We start from the raw sequence: 13,798 nt of genomic DNA, 5'->3' as shown, positions 1-13,798 counted from the left end.
GGAGGCACGGTGCGCGCAGCACCGACCGCTTCCGGTCCGCGCCCTGCCGCGTCTCCACGGCCCTGGTGGTGACCGGACGTCGGCCGCAGGCGGCAGGATGGTCGCTGTGAGCCTCCGATCCGACACCCCGGCGCCGCGCGCCGACGTCCGCCGCTGGCGTCGTTACCTGGCCGACGAACGTGCCGAGGCGGCCGTGTACCGCAACCTCGCCGCGCGCCGTTCCGGCGAGGAGCGCGAGATCCTGGCCGCGCTGGCCGAGGCCGAGGGGCGGCACGCCGACCACTGGCTCGACCTGCTCGGCGACGACGTCGGCCGGCCGCAGCGGGGCAGCCTCCGGACCCGGGTGCTCGCCGCGCTGGCCAAGCGGTTCGGGTCGGTCTTCGTCCTCGCGCTCATGCAGCGCGCCGAGGACCGCTCGCCCTACGCCGACGACTCCGACGCGACCGCGCGGATGGCCGCCGACGAACGCATCCACGGCGAGGTCGTGCGCGGGCTCGCGAACCGCGGCCGGATGCGGCTGTCCGGCACGTTCCGCGCGGCGGTGTTCGGCGCGAACGACGGCCTGGTGTCCAACCTGGCGCTCATCATCGGCATCAGCGCCTCCGGGGCCGACCGGCACTTCGTGCTGCTGAGCGGCATCGCCGGCCTGCTCGCGGGCGCGTTGTCGATGGGTGCGGGGGAGTACGTCTCCGTCCGGTCGCAGCGGGAACTGCTCGAGGCGTCCGCGCCGCACCCCGAAGCCGGCAGGGCGGTGTCGGACCTCGACGTCGACGCGAACGAGCTCGCCCTGGTCTACCGGGCGCGTGGGATGTCCGAGGCCGAGGCGACCGAGCACGCGGCGCAGGTGCTGTCCGGCATCGGGGAGCGGCGGCCGGCGACCGGTCCGACCCCGGTCGCGGACGACCACGAGGCCGTCGGCACCGGGCTGAGCGCCGCCGTGTCGAGCTTCTGCTTCTTCGCCTCGGGCGCGGTCATCCCGGTGCTGCCGTTCCTGTTCGGCATGCAGGGCTGGGCTGCGATCGCGGTCGCCGGCGGGCTGGTGGGGATCGCCCTGCTCGGCACCGGTGCGGTCGTCGGCGTGCTGAGCGGCGCCTCGCCCACCAAGCGCGCGTTCCGGCAGCTCGCGATCGGCTTCGGCGCGGCGGTCGTCACCTACGTGCTCGGGTTGCTGTTCGGGACCGGCTCCGCATGACCTTGGTATTCATATACGAGATGTGAGATGCTGTTGAGATGGCATCCGATCGTCTTCCCCGGCTCGACCTCGCCCACGTGGACGGACTCCGGGGGATCCTCGCGATCCTCGTCGTCCTGGCGCACACCGCTCGGTTCACCGGGGTGGCCGGAGCGCTCGAGGAATCGATGCCCGTCGTCTGGCGCCTGCTCGACGCCGGCGACGTACGGGTCCCCGCCTTCGTCGCGATCTCCGGGTTCACGCTCATGATCGCGGTGGCTGGACGGCGGGACCTCGCCCTCGGCAGCAGCTACGTGGTGTTCGCGCAGCGGCGCATCCGACGGCTCGTGCCGCCCTACCTCGCCGCGCTGCTGGTCTCGCTCGCACTCATCGCGTTCGTGCCGGTGATGGGGGTCCCGCACGGCACGCTCTGGGACGACAAGCTCCCCGTGACTTTGCAGAGCATCGTGGCGCACGTCTTCCTGGTGCACAACTTCTCGCCGGACTGGATCACGACCATCAACGGGACGCTGTGGAGCCTGCCGATCGAGATGCAGCTCATGCTCCTGATGCCGGTGCTCCTGGTCGTCTGGCGACGCGTGCCGCCGCTCGTCCTCGTCGCACTGCTGTTCGTGTTGGCCGCGGTCTCCGTCCGGACCGGGGTCGGCGCGTGGTCGGCGCCCCACTTCCTGGGCATCTTCGCCCTGGGCATGTACGGCGCGTCCCTGGTCGTCGGCCCCGAGGATGAGCTGCGCCGCCGACGTCCCCGCCTCGCGCGGGCGCTCCTGCGTCACCAGCGCTCGACGCTGGTCGTCGCCACCGTGGTGCTGGTCGCGGCGTACGGCCTGGTCGTCGTGGCGCCCGGCGCCGTGTCCGGGGTCACGGTGGGTGTCGTGGTCGGCGTCGGATCGACCCTGCTCCTGATGGTCCTCGCCGAGGGGCAGCGGACGGGGCGCGCCGGGACGCACCGCGCGCGTGGGGTGCTCGGCGGCCGGCGCCTGGTCCAGTTCGGCCTGGTGTCGTACAGCGTGTACCTGGTGCACAGCCCCTTGCTCGCGCTCGGGAACCTGCTCCTCCTGCCGCTCGACCTGCCGACCCCGGTGCAGTTCGCGCTGATGCTGTTCGGTGTCGCCCCCGTCGCCGTCGCGCTCTGCGTGCTGTTCGCCGTGGTGGTAGAGCGTCCGTTCATGAACTCGCACCAACGCGCGCTGCTCGAGGGCGCCTTCGGCCGCCGCCGCCGCGACGGCGGTCAGCGTCGGACGGCGGCGCGCGGGGGGAGCAGCAGCAGCGCAGCGGCGCCGACGACGATGAGCGCGATGCCGGCGAACACCATGAAGACCGCGAGCGCGAGCACCGGGGCGACGAGCACGGCCACGCCGCCGAGGATCGACAGCACCCCGCTCACGAGCGTCGGCACGCGCGACGATCCCGGGTGCCCGACGAACCCACCGACGGTCGACACGATCCCCTCGATCACGAACCCGACACCGGCGAGCACCGCGTAGACGACGAGCGGGATCGCCGGGTCGAGCAGGGTCACGAGCCCCGCGACCGCGACCAGGCCGCCGACGATGCCGGACGTCCACCGCCACACCGGACGGGTGCCGTGCCCCCGCACCGCGGCGAAGACGCGCAGTGCCCCGGCCACGACGAGGTACACGCCGAACAGCAGCGCCACGAGCACGAGCGACGGGCGGGGCCAGACGATGGCCACGATGCCCAGTGCGATGGCGACGACGGCGGTGACGACGATGAACACCCGGAACGTCCTGACGGCACGAGAATCCACGAGCGCTCCTCCCTGATCGCCAGCGCTGGTGTCCAGCACGCTACCCGTCGGAGCCGCGGGCCGTGCAACGACCTGCAACCCCCGCGGTCGTACCGTGCGGAGCAGGCGCGCGACCCGTGCGCCCCGACAGCGTCGTCGAAAGGGCACCACCATGACCATCGCACCCTCGCCCACCAGCTACGCCGCACCCGGCGAGCCCGGCTCCCTGGTCGAGTACCGATCCCGGTACGACCACTTCATCGGCGGCGAGTACGTGCCGTCCGCCAGCGGGCAGTACTTCGAGAACCCCACCCCCGTCACGGGCAAGGTGTTCACCGAGGTGGCCCGCGGTGACTCCACGGACGTCGACCGGGCCGTCGCCGCCGGATGGAAGGCGTTCCCGGCCTGGGGACGGACGAGCGCGGCTGAACGTGCTGTCATCCTCAACAAGATCGCGGACCGCATGGAGGAGCACCTCGAGATGCTCGCCGTCGCCGAGACGTGGGAGAACGGCAAGCCGATCCGCGAGACCCTCGGCGCCGACATCCCGCTCGCGATCGACCACTTCCGGTACTTCGCCGGGGCGATCCGCGCACAGGAGGGCTCCGCCGGCGAGATCGACCACGACACCGTGGCCTACCACTTCCACGAGCCGCTCGGCGTGGTCGGGCAGATCATCCCCTGGAACTTCCCGATCCTGATGGCGGTGTGGAAGCTCGCACCGGCCCTCGCCGCCGGCAACTGCGTCGTCCTGAAGCCCGCCGAGCAGACCCCGGCGTCCATCCACGTGCTCGTCGAGCTCATCCGCGACCTGCTGCCCGCCGGGGTGCTCAACGTCGTCAACGGCTTCGGCATCGAGGTCGGCGCACCGCTCGCGCAGCACCCGGACATCCGGAAGATCGCCTTCACGGGGGAGACCACGACCGGGCGGCTGATCATGCAGTACGCCTCGCAGAGCCTCATCCCGGTGACGCTCGAGCTCGGCGGCAAGAGCCCGAACGTGTTCTTCCCCGACGTGGCGGCCGACAAGGACTCCTTCTACGACAAGGCGCTCGAGGGCTTCACGTTCTTCAACCTCAACCAGGGCGAGGTCTGCACGTGTCCGTCCCGGGCACTCGTGGCGAAGGAGATCTACGACGGGTTCGTCGCGGACGGCCTGGAGCGCGTCCGTGCCGTCAAGCAGGGCCATCCGCTCGACCTGTCGACGATGATCGGCGCCCAGGCGTCCAACGACCAGCTCGAGAAGATCCTGAGCTACATCGACATCGGCAAGCAGGAGGGCGCGAAGCTCCTGACCGGTGGCGAGCGCGCCGACCTGGGCGGCGAACTCTCCGGTGGCTACTACGTCACGCCGACGGTGTTCGAGGGCGACAACTCGATGCGGATCTTCCAGGAGGAGATCTTCGGGCCCGTGCTCGCGCTGACGTCCTTCAGCGGCTACGACGACGCGATCGCCACGGCCAACGACACCCTGTACGGGCTCGGCGCCGGGGTGTGGAGCCGGGACGTCACGACCCTGTACCGCGCCGGACGGGACATCCAGGCCGGGCGCGTGTGGTCGAACACGTACCACCAGTACCCGGCGGGTGCGGCCTTCGGCGGCTACAAGCAGTCCGGCATCGGGCGCGAGAACCACAAGATGATGCTCGACCACTACCAGCAGACGAAGAACCTGCTCGTCTCCTACGCAGACGGACCGATGGGCTTCTTCTGATGCCCGACACCGCACGCGTCGCGGTGACGCCGGCGGCGGGGGAGCTCCTGCGGACCCTCACCGCCCGGCACGGCCCGCTGATGTTCCACCAGTCCGGCGGCTGCTGCGACGGCTCGAGTCCGATGTGCTACCCCGTCGGCATGTTCCGGACCGGTCCGGGGGACGTCCTGCTCGGTGCGTTGCAGGTCGACGGGCTGGACCCGGTCGAGGTGTACATGTCGGTGTCGCAGTTCGAGTACTGGAAGTACACGCACCTGACGATCGACGTGGTCGACGGTCGGGGAGGCGGGTTCTCGGTCGAGGTCCCGGAGGGCAAGCGGTTCCTCACCCGGTCGCGGATGTTCGACGACGCCGAGCTCGCCGATCTCGGCCTGGTCCCGCGGGTGGCCCGGACGTAGGCTGACCGCACGCGTCGCGACGGAGCGGCGGGCGGGGTCGATCGGAGGACGCATGCGCGCACCCGGTCGGCTCCGCCCGCTCGTCGCCGCATCGTGGCAACGGTCCGCCCGGGTCGACCCCGACGCCGCCCCGGTCCTCGCCCTCGGCGACGACGAACTCGACGCCGTCCGGCACGACGGCCCCTTCGCCACCCTGCTGCCGGTGGTCCGCCGGCTGCTGCTCGACGACTCCCGCTCGGCCGGGTGCGTCGTCGCCGTCGCGGACGCCGCGGGCCGTCTCGTCTGGGTCGACGGCGCCCGCTCCACGCGTCGCGCCGCCGAGGACATGGGCTTCGTCCCCGGGGCCGACTGGTCGGAGGACCGCGTCGGCACCAGCGCGCCCGGCACGGCACTGCGCCTGGACCGTCCGGTGCAGATCCGCTCCGACGAGCACTACGCGAACGCCGTCAAGCCGTTCTCGTGCACGGCCGTCCCGGTGCACGACGTGAGCGGTGCCACCGTCGGGGTGCTCGACCTGACGGGCGACGACCGCGCCGTCGAGCGGCACACGCTGTCGCTGCTCGCCGCCACGGTCGCCGCCGCCGAGGCCCAGCTCGCCCTCGCCGCGGCCCGCCCACGCGCGCGGACACCCCGCGCGCCGTCGGCCGAGCTGACCGTGCTCGGGACCGACACCGCCGTGCTCCGTGTCTCCGACCGCCGGGTCGAGCTGTCCGCCCGGCACTCGGAACTGCTCGTCGTGCTCGCCGCGCACCCCGGCGGCCTCGCGGCGACCGACCTCGCCGCCGCCGTCTACGGCGACCCGGGCGCGGTCGTCACCCTGCGCGCCGAGGTGGTGCGGCTCCGCCGGGTCCTCGCGCAGCACGCGCCGGGCGTGACGGTGACGTCGCGGCCGTACCGGGTGACCGGGGTCCGGACCGACGTCGACGGCGTGCTGTCCGCGCTCGAACGCGGGGCGCGCCTCCAGGCCGTCGACCGGTACGCCGGACCGGTCCTGCCGGGCTCCGCCGCACCCGGCGTCGACGCGGTCCGTGACCTGGTGCGGCTGCGGTTCCGTGAGTCCGTCGTCGCCGACGGCGGCGTCGACGCCCTGCTCGCGTGGGCACGCACGCCGGACGGCGCGACGGATGCGTTCGTCCTCCGCGCGCTGCTCGCGGTGCTGCCGCGGCGATCGCCGCGACGGGCCGGTCTCGTGGCGGCGATCGAGGCGCTCGAGGGTTCCGGAGACGCTCGGGACGACCAGGCCGGGAGGCGCGCCCCGCGCGATCGGGATCGCTGACGGCGCGCGCTCCCCGGCTCGGTGATCAGGAACCGGAGGCCGGCGCAGGGGTCGTGGTCGCGTCGGGAGCTGCCGGGGCGGGTGCCGTGGCCTTCCCCGTCGCGCCGTCCTCCGGCGGGGTCGGCGCCGTGGGCTTCGCACCCTCCTTCGGCGGGGTCGGCGCCTTCCCGTCGGCGCCCTTCGGCGGGGCGGGGACGGTCGCGTGCGCACCGGCGTCCGGGAGCGCCGTGCAGCCGGGCGCCGTCGCGGGCCCGCCCTCGGGCGGTGCGGGCACCGTCGCGGTGTCGCCGTCGGCCGGAGCCGGGGCCGGCGTGGTCGCACCGGTCGGTGCGCCGGTCGGGGTGCCCTGCGCCGGGGAGGTCGTGGCTGCGTTCGCCGTGGCGATGCCGAACCCGCCGAGCACCAGGACCGCGGCCGCGGCCGTGCCGATGCCGACCCGTCGCAGGAGCGCCCCGCGTCGTCGGGTGGGAGTGGTGGTCGAGTCGTCTCGTTCGTCGTGCATGGTGGTCACCGTTCGTCTGTCCGAGCGGATCCGGGTGATCCGCCGCTGCAGACGACGCTCGAGTCCGAATCTGAAGCATGCCTGAAGCACAGGGGTTCTCCAGCGTCCTCCATGCTCGGTGGCCGTCGGAGCGCCGTACGGTGTCCGCCGTGCCTGCTCCCGCCCGAATCCTGGTCGTCGACGACGACGACTCCATCCGCACCGCGGTCGCGACCACACTCCGCGCCGAGGGCTTCCTCGTCGCCGAGGCCGGGGACGGACGGGACCTCGTCGACGACCTGCGACGCAGCGCCCCCGACCTCGTCCTGCTCGACTGGATGCTGCCCGGACCGAGCGGCATCGTGCTCGCCGGACGGGTGCGTTCCGCCACGGACGCCGCCGTCGTCATGATGACCGCGCGGGACGAACTCGACGAGCGGTTGCGCGGTTTCGCCGAGGGGGCCGACGACTACGTGGTGAAGCCGTTCGCGATGGCCGAACTGGTCGCCCGCGTGACCGCGGTGCTCCGACGGCGTGGCCGGATCCCCTCGGTCGTCGAGGTGGGTGACCTCGTGCTCGACCCGGACGCCGCCACCGCCCGCCGCGCCGGGGTGCTGCTCGACCTCACCGCGACGGAGTTCCGCCTGCTGCGCTTCCTGGCCGAGAGCCGGGGCCGGACGGTGTCCAAGGGACAGATCACGACCCAGGTGTGGGGGTACGACGACGTCGCGGCGAACGTCGTCGAGGTCCACCTCAGCGCCCTCCGGCGGAAGATGGAGGCGCACGGACCACGCCTCGTGCACACCGTCCGGGGCATCGGGTACCGGCTCAGCGACGAGCGGACCGCAGCGTGAGGGCTGAGGCCGGGCGCCTGCGGACCACCTCGCTGCGGCTGCGGACCGTCGTCGCCATCGTGGTCCTGCTCGCCGTCCTGCTCGCCGGGCTGACGATCGCGGTCGAGGGGCTGCTCGGCGTCCGGCTCCGCGCCCAGGCCGAGGACCGCCTGCGCGACCGTGCGTCGGCCGCTGCGGCGCTCGTCGGCACCGTCGACGCCGAGGACCTGGCCGACCGGCTCTCCGCGCAGGGACTCGCGGTCCGGATCGTCCAGCCGGACGGGGACGCCGTCGAGGCCGGACCGACACCGGACCAGCTCCGCGCCGGTCCGCCCGACCCCGGTTCCCTCCCCGTGACGGTCCCGCGAGGCAGCGGGGGCGTCGGACGGACACCCACCGATCCGGCCACGCCGGCGCCCGCCGACGACGGCGCCACGATCACGTCGTCGTCGGTTCGCGAGGACGACGGTGTCCTCACCCTGGTGAGCCGGCTCGACGACGGCACCCGGATCACCCTCACCGCCGGCACCCGTGACGTCCAGGACACGCTCGTGCAGCTCGGCTGGGTGATGGGCGGCGCCTCGGCGGCGTTCCTCGGCATCGCCGTCCTCGGCGTCGTCCTGGTCGTCCGACGGTCCCTGCGACCGCTCGACCAGATGGCGACGACGGCGCGGTCGATCGCCGGCGGTGACCGTGGTCAGCGACTCCGACCCTCGCGCCGCGACACCGAGATCGGTCGCGTGGCCGTCGCCCTGGACGAGATGCTCGACGCGGTCGAGGGCGCCGAGCGTGACGCCGTCGCCGCAGAGGCCCGCGTCCGGTCGTTCCTCTCCGACGCCGCGCACGAACTGCGGACACCCGTCGCAGGGGTCCGCGCGGCCGCCGACACCCTGGTGCGGGGTGGCGCCGGTGACGACCGGACCCGCGAGGTGCTCGCCGTGCACGTCGTCCGGCAGGCCGACCGGGCAGCTCGGCTCATCGAGGACATGCTCACGATGGCCCGGCTCGACCGCGGGATCGAACTCGACCGGCAGGTGGTCGAGCTCGGGGCGTTCCTGGCGGCCGAGGGAGACCGGCTCCGGCTCCGGCTGCCCACCCTCGAGCTCGACGTCGTCGTGCCCGAGCACCCGGTGGAGGCCGACGTCGACGCCGAGCGGATCGCCCAGGTCCTCGGCAACCTCGTCGACAACGCGGCACGTGCGGGCGGTGCGACGGGACGGGTCGTCGTCAGCCTCGACGACCGCGGACCCGGCCCCGTGGTACGGGTCGAGGACGACGGGCCGGGGATCCCCCTGGAACACCGTGAGCGGGTGTTCGACCGGTTGGTCCGGCTCGAGGCCGCACGGGACGCCCGCTCGGGCGGAGCGGGGCTCGGGCTCCCCATCGCACGGGGCATCGCCGAGGCGCACGGCGGCGGGCTGCGGTACGGCGAGGAAGGCACGCTGGGCGGCGCCGTGTTCGAGTTGTCGCTCCCGGCGGCGACCGGGGTGGTGCGCGCGTCCTGCTAGCCTGGAGTCCTCGCGAGTGTGGTGGAATCGGCAGACACGGGGCACTCAAAATGCTCTGCCTCACGGCGTGCGGGTTCAAGTCCCGCCACTCGTACGAAATTGCTCACGGCGTGCGGGGCAGTTCGGACCCGCGTCCCGCCACTCGTACCAAGCTGCCCATCCGTCTGATCGATCTGCGTGGTCTGGGATGCGGCAGTTCCGTCGTCTAGTAGGCTTTCGTCCGTGAGTGACACAGAAGCAACAGCACCAGCACCCCGTCGCGTCGTCGTCGCCGAGGACGAGTCGCTCATCCGCCTCGACATCGTGGAGATCCTCCGCGACAACGGGTTCGACGTCGTCGGTGAAGCCGGAGACGGCGAGACCGCCGTCCAGCTCGCGACCGACCTGCGTCCCGACCTCGTCGTGATGGACGTCAAGATGCCCCAGCTCGACGGCATCTCCGCAGCCGAGAAGCTGTCCAAGAACCACATCGCTCCCGTCGTCCTGCTGACCGCGTTCAGCCAGAAGGACCTGGTCGAGCGTGCCACCGAGGCCGGCGCGCTGGCCTACGTGGTCAAGCCCTTCACCCCGAACGACCTGCTCCCCGCGATCGAGATCGCCCTCTCGCGGTACCAGCAGATCATCACGCTCGAAGCCGAGGTCGCCGACCTCGTCGAGCGCTTCGAGACCCGCAAGCTCGTCGACCGTGCCAAGGGCCTGCTGAACGAGAAGATGGGCCTCACCGAGCCCGAGGCGTTCCGCTGGATCCAGAAGGCCTCGATGGACCGCCGCCTGACCATGCACGATGTCGCCAAGGCGATCATCGAGCAGCTCAGCGCCAAGAAGTAGCGGACGCCGCAGCACAGCACCGTCGCTCACGGAACGCCGTCGGACCCCCCGGGGTCGGCGGCGTTCCTGCGTCCGAGGGCGGGGCATGGGGCGCGACCACCTGGCAGGCTGGAGGCATGGACGACGTGGTGATCCGGGCCTCCCGGCTTGACGACATGCCGGCGGTGGCCGACCTGCGGTGGCGGTGGAGCGTGGACGAGGGCGGCCGCTCACCGGCGCAGACGCCGGAGGAGTACCGCAGGGCGATGACGGAGTTCGCTGCCCGGCACCGGGAGTCGCACCGGTGCGTCGTCGCCGAGCGGGACGGCGTCGTGCTCGGCATGGCGTGGTTGGCGGTGCACCCGCGGCCGCCGGCGCCGAACGTGGACGGCGACCGGTTCGCCGCCGAGCTGCAGACGGTCTACGTGCACCCGGAGCTGCGCGGTTCCGGCGTCGCCGGACGGCTCGTCACGGCCCTGCTCGAGGTCGCGGACGAACTCGGCGCGGAGCGGACGTCGGTGCACTCGAGCGTGGACGGCGAGCGGCTCTACCGGCGGCTCGGCTTCGGCGACGCCCGCCTGCTGCTGCAGCGGCCGCCCGAGGACTGAGCGGCCGGTCGGCCCGTCGGTCAGCGACGCTCGCGGATCATGTTCGTGATCCGGACGGTGGAGCAGCGGCGACCCTGGTCGTCGGTCAGGACGATCTCGTGGGTGGTGAGCGTGCCGCCCAGGTGGATGGCGGTGCACGTGCCCGTGACCAGGCCGCTCGTGGCACTCCGGGAGTGCGAGGCGCTGAGCTCGATGCCGACGGCGTAGCGGCCGGGCCCGGCGTGCACGTTCGCGGCCATCGACCCGAGGCTCTCCGCGAGGACGACGTAGGCACCGCCGTGCAGCAGGCCGACCGGCTGGCGGTTGCCCTCGACGGGGATCGAACCGACCGCTCGCTCCGCCGAGAGCTCGGTGATGACCATGCCCATCTTCTCGGCCAGCTCGCCCGTGCCGCGGTCATCGAGGCGGGGGTCGATCGTGGTCGAGGTGGTGTCGTCGGTCACGGTCTGCGTCGACCTTCCGTGTCAGCGGGCGTCGGTAGGCTGTCCGGGTGTCGGACTCCGCAAAGCCTACCCTCATGGTCATCGACGGCCACTCGCTCGCCTTCCGGGCCTTCTACGCGCTGCCGGTCGACAGCTTCGTGAACCGCGAGGGGCAGCACACCAACGCGATCCACGGCTTCATCTCGATGCTGCTGATGCTCCTGCAGCGCGAGAAGCCCACCCACCTGGCGGTGGCGTTCGACATCTCCCGGTTCTCGTTCCGCACGCGTGAGTACGCCGAGTACAAGGGCACCCGCTCCGAGACACCGGCCGAGTTCAAGGGCCAGATCCCGCTGCTGCAGCAGGCGCTCGAGGCGATGGGCATCACCACCGTCACGAAAGAGGACTACGAGGCCGACGACATCCTCGCGACCCTCTCCAAGCAGGGCTCCGACCAGGGGTACAAGGTCTACGTGGTCTCGGGCGACCGCGACTCGATCCAGCTCGTCAACGACGACGTGACGCTGCTGTACCCGTCGGTCCGCGGTGTCTCCGAACTCACCCGCTACGACCGCGACAAGGTCTACGAGCGGTACGGCATCGAGCCGCACCAGTACCCGGACATCGCGGCCCTCGTCGGCGAGACCAGCGACAACCTGATCGGCATCGACAAGGTCGGCGAGAAGACCGCGGTCAAGTGGGTCACCCAGTACGGGTCGCTCGACGGTGTCCTCGAGCACGCCGACGAGATCAAGGGCGTCGTCGGCAACAACCTGCGTGAGCAGCGGGACCGTGCCGTGCGGAACCGCCGGCTCAACCGCCTGGTCACCGACGTCGAACTGCCCGTCGGTCCGGCCGACGTCGCACTCCGTCCCGTCGACGAGAACGCGGTGCGCGAGCTCTTCGCCAAGCTGCAGTTCCGCACGCTGCTCGACCGCGTGTTCAAGGTCGCCGGGTCGGGCGAGCCCGCAGAACCCTCGGCCGAGGGCACCGTCGACGACGGTGCGCCGACCCCGCCGCCCGTCAAGACCCTGATCGACGAAGAGCTCGGCTACTGGCTCGAACGCCGGAACGCGACCGAGGCGGCGAACGGCTACGGCGTCGCGGTCGAGGTCATCGACGGACGCCTCAGCGCCATCGGCATCGCGACCCACGACGACGCCGTGCTCGTGCCGGGTGGCAGCGGTGCCCAGGACTACGAGCAGCTCTCGGCCTGGTTCGCGTCCGACGCACCGAAGCACTTCCACGACGCCAAGGCCGCGATCAAGGCCCTCGGCACCGCCGGCTTCGTGGTGAACGGCGTCGCCGGCGACGCCCGGATCATGGGGTGGCTCGCACAGCCCGGCAAGCAGGGGCAGCCGCTGTCCGACCTCGTCTACCAGGAGCTCGGCGAAGAACTGCCGACGGCCGACCCGAACCAGCTCGTCCCCGAGACCGACCCGGTCAACGTCGGGGTGCACGCCTGGTTCGTGCTCCGCGTCACCACGGCCCTGCGTGCCCGGATCGACGCGTCCTCGCTGCAGGTGCTCGACGACATCGAGCTGCCGCTCGTCTCGGTGCTCGCGGGCATGGAGACCATCGGCGTCGGCATGGACCGTCCGGTGCTCACGGGCCTGTCGAAGGAGCTGGGGGAGCGCGCCGCCGAGCTGGCGCAGCAGGCGTTCGCCGAGATCGGGCACGAGGTCAACCTCGGGTCGCCGAAGCAGCTGCAGGAAGTCCTGTTCACCGAGCTCGCGATGCCGAAGACCCGCAAGACCAAGACCGGGTTCTCGACCGACGCCGCGAGCCTGGCCGACCTGCAGGAACAGCACCCGCACCCGTTCCTCGGGCTCCTGCTGCAGCACCGCGACGCCACGAAGCTCCGGCAGATCGTCGACACCCTCGACGCCGCCGTGGTCGACGGGCGCATCCACACCCGGTACGAGCAGACCGGCACGAGCACCGGCCGGGTGTCGTCGACCGACCCGAACCTGCAGAACATCCCCGTGAAGACCGCCGTCGGTCGCCGGATCCGCTCGGCGTTCGCGGTCGCCGAGCCGTACACGACGCTCGTCACCGCCGACTACTCGCAGATCGAGATGCGGATCATGGCGCACCTCTCCGGCGACCCCGGGCTGATCCAGGCCTTCAACGAGGGCGAGGACCTGCACCGCTTCGTCGGCGCCCGGGTCTTCGGTGTCGACCCGTCCGAGGTCTCCAACGAGATGCGCACGAAGGTCAAGGCCATGTCCTACGGCCTGGCGTACGGGCTGAGCGCGTTCGGGTTGTCGAAGCAGCTGCGCATCGAGCAGTCCGAGGCCCGCACGCTCATGACCGAGTACTTCTCCCGCTTCGGCGCCGTACGCGACTACCTGCGCAACGTCGTCGAGCAGGCGCGTGAGGACGGCTACACCGAGACGATCTTCGGTCGCCGTCGTCCGTTCCCCGACCTGAAGAGCCCGAACCGGGTGCTGCGCGAGAACGCCGAGCGGGCCGCGCTGAACGCACCGATCCAGGGTTCCGCCGCCGACATCATCAAGATCGCGATGCTCGGGGTCGCCGACGACCTGCGCGACGACGAGCTGGAGTCCCACCTGCTGCTCCAGGTGCACGACGAGCTCATCCTCGAGGTCGCTCCCGGCGAGCAGGAGCGCGTCGAGGAGATCCTGCGCACCCGGATGGGCAACGCCGCCGAGCTGACGGTGCCGCTCGACGTGTCCGTCGGCGTCGGCCGCAACTGGGAGGACGCCGCGCACTGACGCGGGGCCGCCGGCCCTGGTGGTGACGGTCGACGGACAGGAGGCGCGGTGCCAGCTGGCACCGCGCCTCCTGT

12 protein-coding genes, 1 tRNA gene and 1 pseudogene are annotated in these 13,798 nt (G+C 72.1%); 11 read left to right on the top strand and 3 right to left on the bottom strand.

The genetic code is table 11. The features are described 5' to 3' along the window. Window positions 1-97 precede the first annotated feature (97 nt). On the top strand, window positions 98-1,192 hold the full coding sequence (locus tag BIU95_RS11070) for a VIT1/CCC1 transporter family protein (protein WP_071251692.1): 1,095 nt from the start codon (window positions 98-100) through the stop codon (window positions 1,190-1,192). Between the two features lie 38 nt (window positions 1,193-1,230). Further along, a pseudogene (locus BIU95_RS11065) lies at window positions 1,231-2,322 on the top strand (acyltransferase family protein); the annotation flags it as partial. 98 nt (window positions 2,323-2,420) lie between these two features. Here BIU95_RS11065 and BIU95_RS19085 read toward each other — a convergent pair. After that, a complete protein-coding gene (locus BIU95_RS19085; protein ID WP_161598066.1) occupies window positions 2,421-2,960 on the bottom strand; it encodes an HdeD family acid-resistance protein in 540 nt (179 codons plus the stop codon). A 151-nt stretch (window positions 2,961-3,111) separates the two neighbouring features. Here BIU95_RS19085 and BIU95_RS11055 point away from each other — a divergent pair, with 151 nt between their 5' ends. Genes BIU95_RS11055 through BIU95_RS11045 form a run of 3 tightly spaced genes read left to right on the top strand, consistent with a single transcriptional unit; the run spans window position 3,112 to window position 6,327 of the window. Further along, window positions 3,112-4,653, top strand: coding sequence for an aldehyde dehydrogenase family protein (locus tag BIU95_RS11055; protein WP_071251689.1), 1,542 nt, complete (start codon window positions 3,112-3,114; stop codon window positions 4,651-4,653). Beyond that, on the top strand, window positions 4,653-5,051 hold the full coding sequence (locus BIU95_RS11050; RefSeq protein ID WP_042540264.1) for a DUF779 domain-containing protein: 399 nt from the start codon (window positions 4,653-4,655) through the stop codon (window positions 5,049-5,051). The genes BIU95_RS11055 and BIU95_RS11050 overlap by 1 nt, the downstream gene beginning before the upstream one ends. A gap of 52 nt (window positions 5,052-5,103) precedes the next feature. Continuing rightward, window positions 5,104-6,327, top strand: a complete 1,224-nt coding sequence (locus tag BIU95_RS11045; protein ID WP_071251688.1) for a helix-turn-helix domain-containing protein — start codon at window positions 5,104-5,106, stop codon at window positions 6,325-6,327. Between the two features lie 25 nt (window positions 6,328-6,352). Here the strand turns inward: BIU95_RS11045 and BIU95_RS11040 are convergent, their stop codons facing one another. Beyond that, window positions 6,353-6,829 (bottom strand): hypothetical protein, encoded by a 477-nt coding sequence (locus tag BIU95_RS11040; protein WP_139179755.1) that lies wholly within the window; start codon window positions 6,827-6,829, stop codon window positions 6,353-6,355. 149 nt (window positions 6,830-6,978) lie between these two features. Between BIU95_RS11040 and BIU95_RS11035 the strand changes: the two genes are divergently transcribed. From BIU95_RS11035 to BIU95_RS11015, 5 genes are all read left to right on the top strand, one after another. Then, window positions 6,979-7,662, top strand: coding sequence for a response regulator (locus BIU95_RS11035; protein WP_197068668.1), 684 nt, complete (start codon window positions 6,979-6,981; stop codon window positions 7,660-7,662). Then, window positions 7,659-9,149 (top strand): cell wall metabolism sensor histidine kinase WalK, encoded by a 1,491-nt coding sequence (locus tag BIU95_RS11030; protein ID WP_017887239.1) that lies wholly within the window; start codon window positions 7,659-7,661, stop codon window positions 9,147-9,149. Before BIU95_RS11035 ends, BIU95_RS11030 begins: the two co-directional genes overlap by 4 nt. A gap of 12 nt (window positions 9,150-9,161) precedes the next feature. Further along, window positions 9,162-9,243 (top strand) — tRNA-Leu (locus BIU95_RS11025). A gap of 128 nt (window positions 9,244-9,371) precedes the next feature. Next, window positions 9,372-9,977, top strand: a complete 606-nt coding sequence (locus BIU95_RS11020) for an ANTAR domain-containing response regulator (RefSeq protein WP_017887240.1) — start codon at window positions 9,372-9,374, stop codon at window positions 9,975-9,977. A gap of 116 nt (window positions 9,978-10,093) precedes the next feature. Then, the gene (locus BIU95_RS11015; RefSeq protein WP_071251686.1) at window positions 10,094-10,564 is read left to right on the top strand and encodes a GNAT family N-acetyltransferase; all 471 of its coding nucleotides are present in this window, start codon (window positions 10,094-10,096) and stop codon (window positions 10,562-10,564) included. 20 nt (window positions 10,565-10,584) lie between these two features. Here the strand turns inward: BIU95_RS11015 and BIU95_RS11010 are convergent, their stop codons facing one another. Continuing rightward, window positions 10,585-10,932 (bottom strand): PaaI family thioesterase, encoded by a 348-nt coding sequence (locus BIU95_RS11010; RefSeq protein WP_081612299.1) that lies wholly within the window; start codon window positions 10,930-10,932, stop codon window positions 10,585-10,587. 149 nt (window positions 10,933-11,081) lie between these two features. Between BIU95_RS11010 and polA the strand changes: the two genes are divergently transcribed. Beyond that, window positions 11,082-13,724 (top strand): DNA polymerase I, encoded by a 2,643-nt coding sequence (polA, locus tag BIU95_RS11005; RefSeq protein ID WP_235517497.1) that lies wholly within the window; start codon window positions 11,082-11,084, stop codon window positions 13,722-13,724. Window positions 13,725-13,798 lie beyond the last annotated feature (74 nt).

It is taken from the genome of Curtobacterium sp. MCBA15_007 (assembly GCF_001864905.1).
Taxonomy (GTDB): domain Bacteria; phylum Actinomycetota; class Actinomycetes; order Actinomycetales; family Microbacteriaceae; genus Curtobacterium; species Curtobacterium poinsettiae.
This window is presented reverse-complemented; position numbering and strand designations above follow the sequence as displayed.

Coding starts and splice junctions, on each gene's coding strand:
- BIU95_RS11070 (WP_071251692.1), top strand. CDS start 98: ATGGTCGCTGTGAGCCTCCGATCCGACACCCCGGCGCCGCGCGCCGAC.
- BIU95_RS11055 (WP_071251689.1), top strand. CDS start 3,112: ATGACCATCGCACCCTCGCCCACCAGCTACGCCGCACCCGGCGAGCCC.
- BIU95_RS11050 (WP_042540264.1), top strand. CDS start 4,653: ATGCCCGACACCGCACGCGTCGCGGTGACGCCGGCGGCGGGGGAGCTC.
- BIU95_RS11045 (WP_071251688.1), top strand. CDS start 5,104: ATGCGCGCACCCGGTCGGCTCCGCCCGCTCGTCGCCGCATCGTGGCAA.
- BIU95_RS11040 (WP_139179755.1), bottom strand. CDS start 6,829: ATGCACGACGAACGAGACGACTCGACCACCACTCCCACCCGACGACGC.
- BIU95_RS11015 (WP_071251686.1), top strand. CDS start 10,094: ATGGACGACGTGGTGATCCGGGCCTCCCGGCTTGACGACATGCCGGCG.
- BIU95_RS11010 (WP_081612299.1), bottom strand. CDS start 10,932: ATGGGCATGGTCATCACCGAGCTCTCGGCGGAGCGAGCGGTCGGTTCG.
- polA (WP_235517497.1), top strand. CDS start 11,082: ATGGTCATCGACGGCCACTCGCTCGCCTTCCGGGCCTTCTACGCGCTG.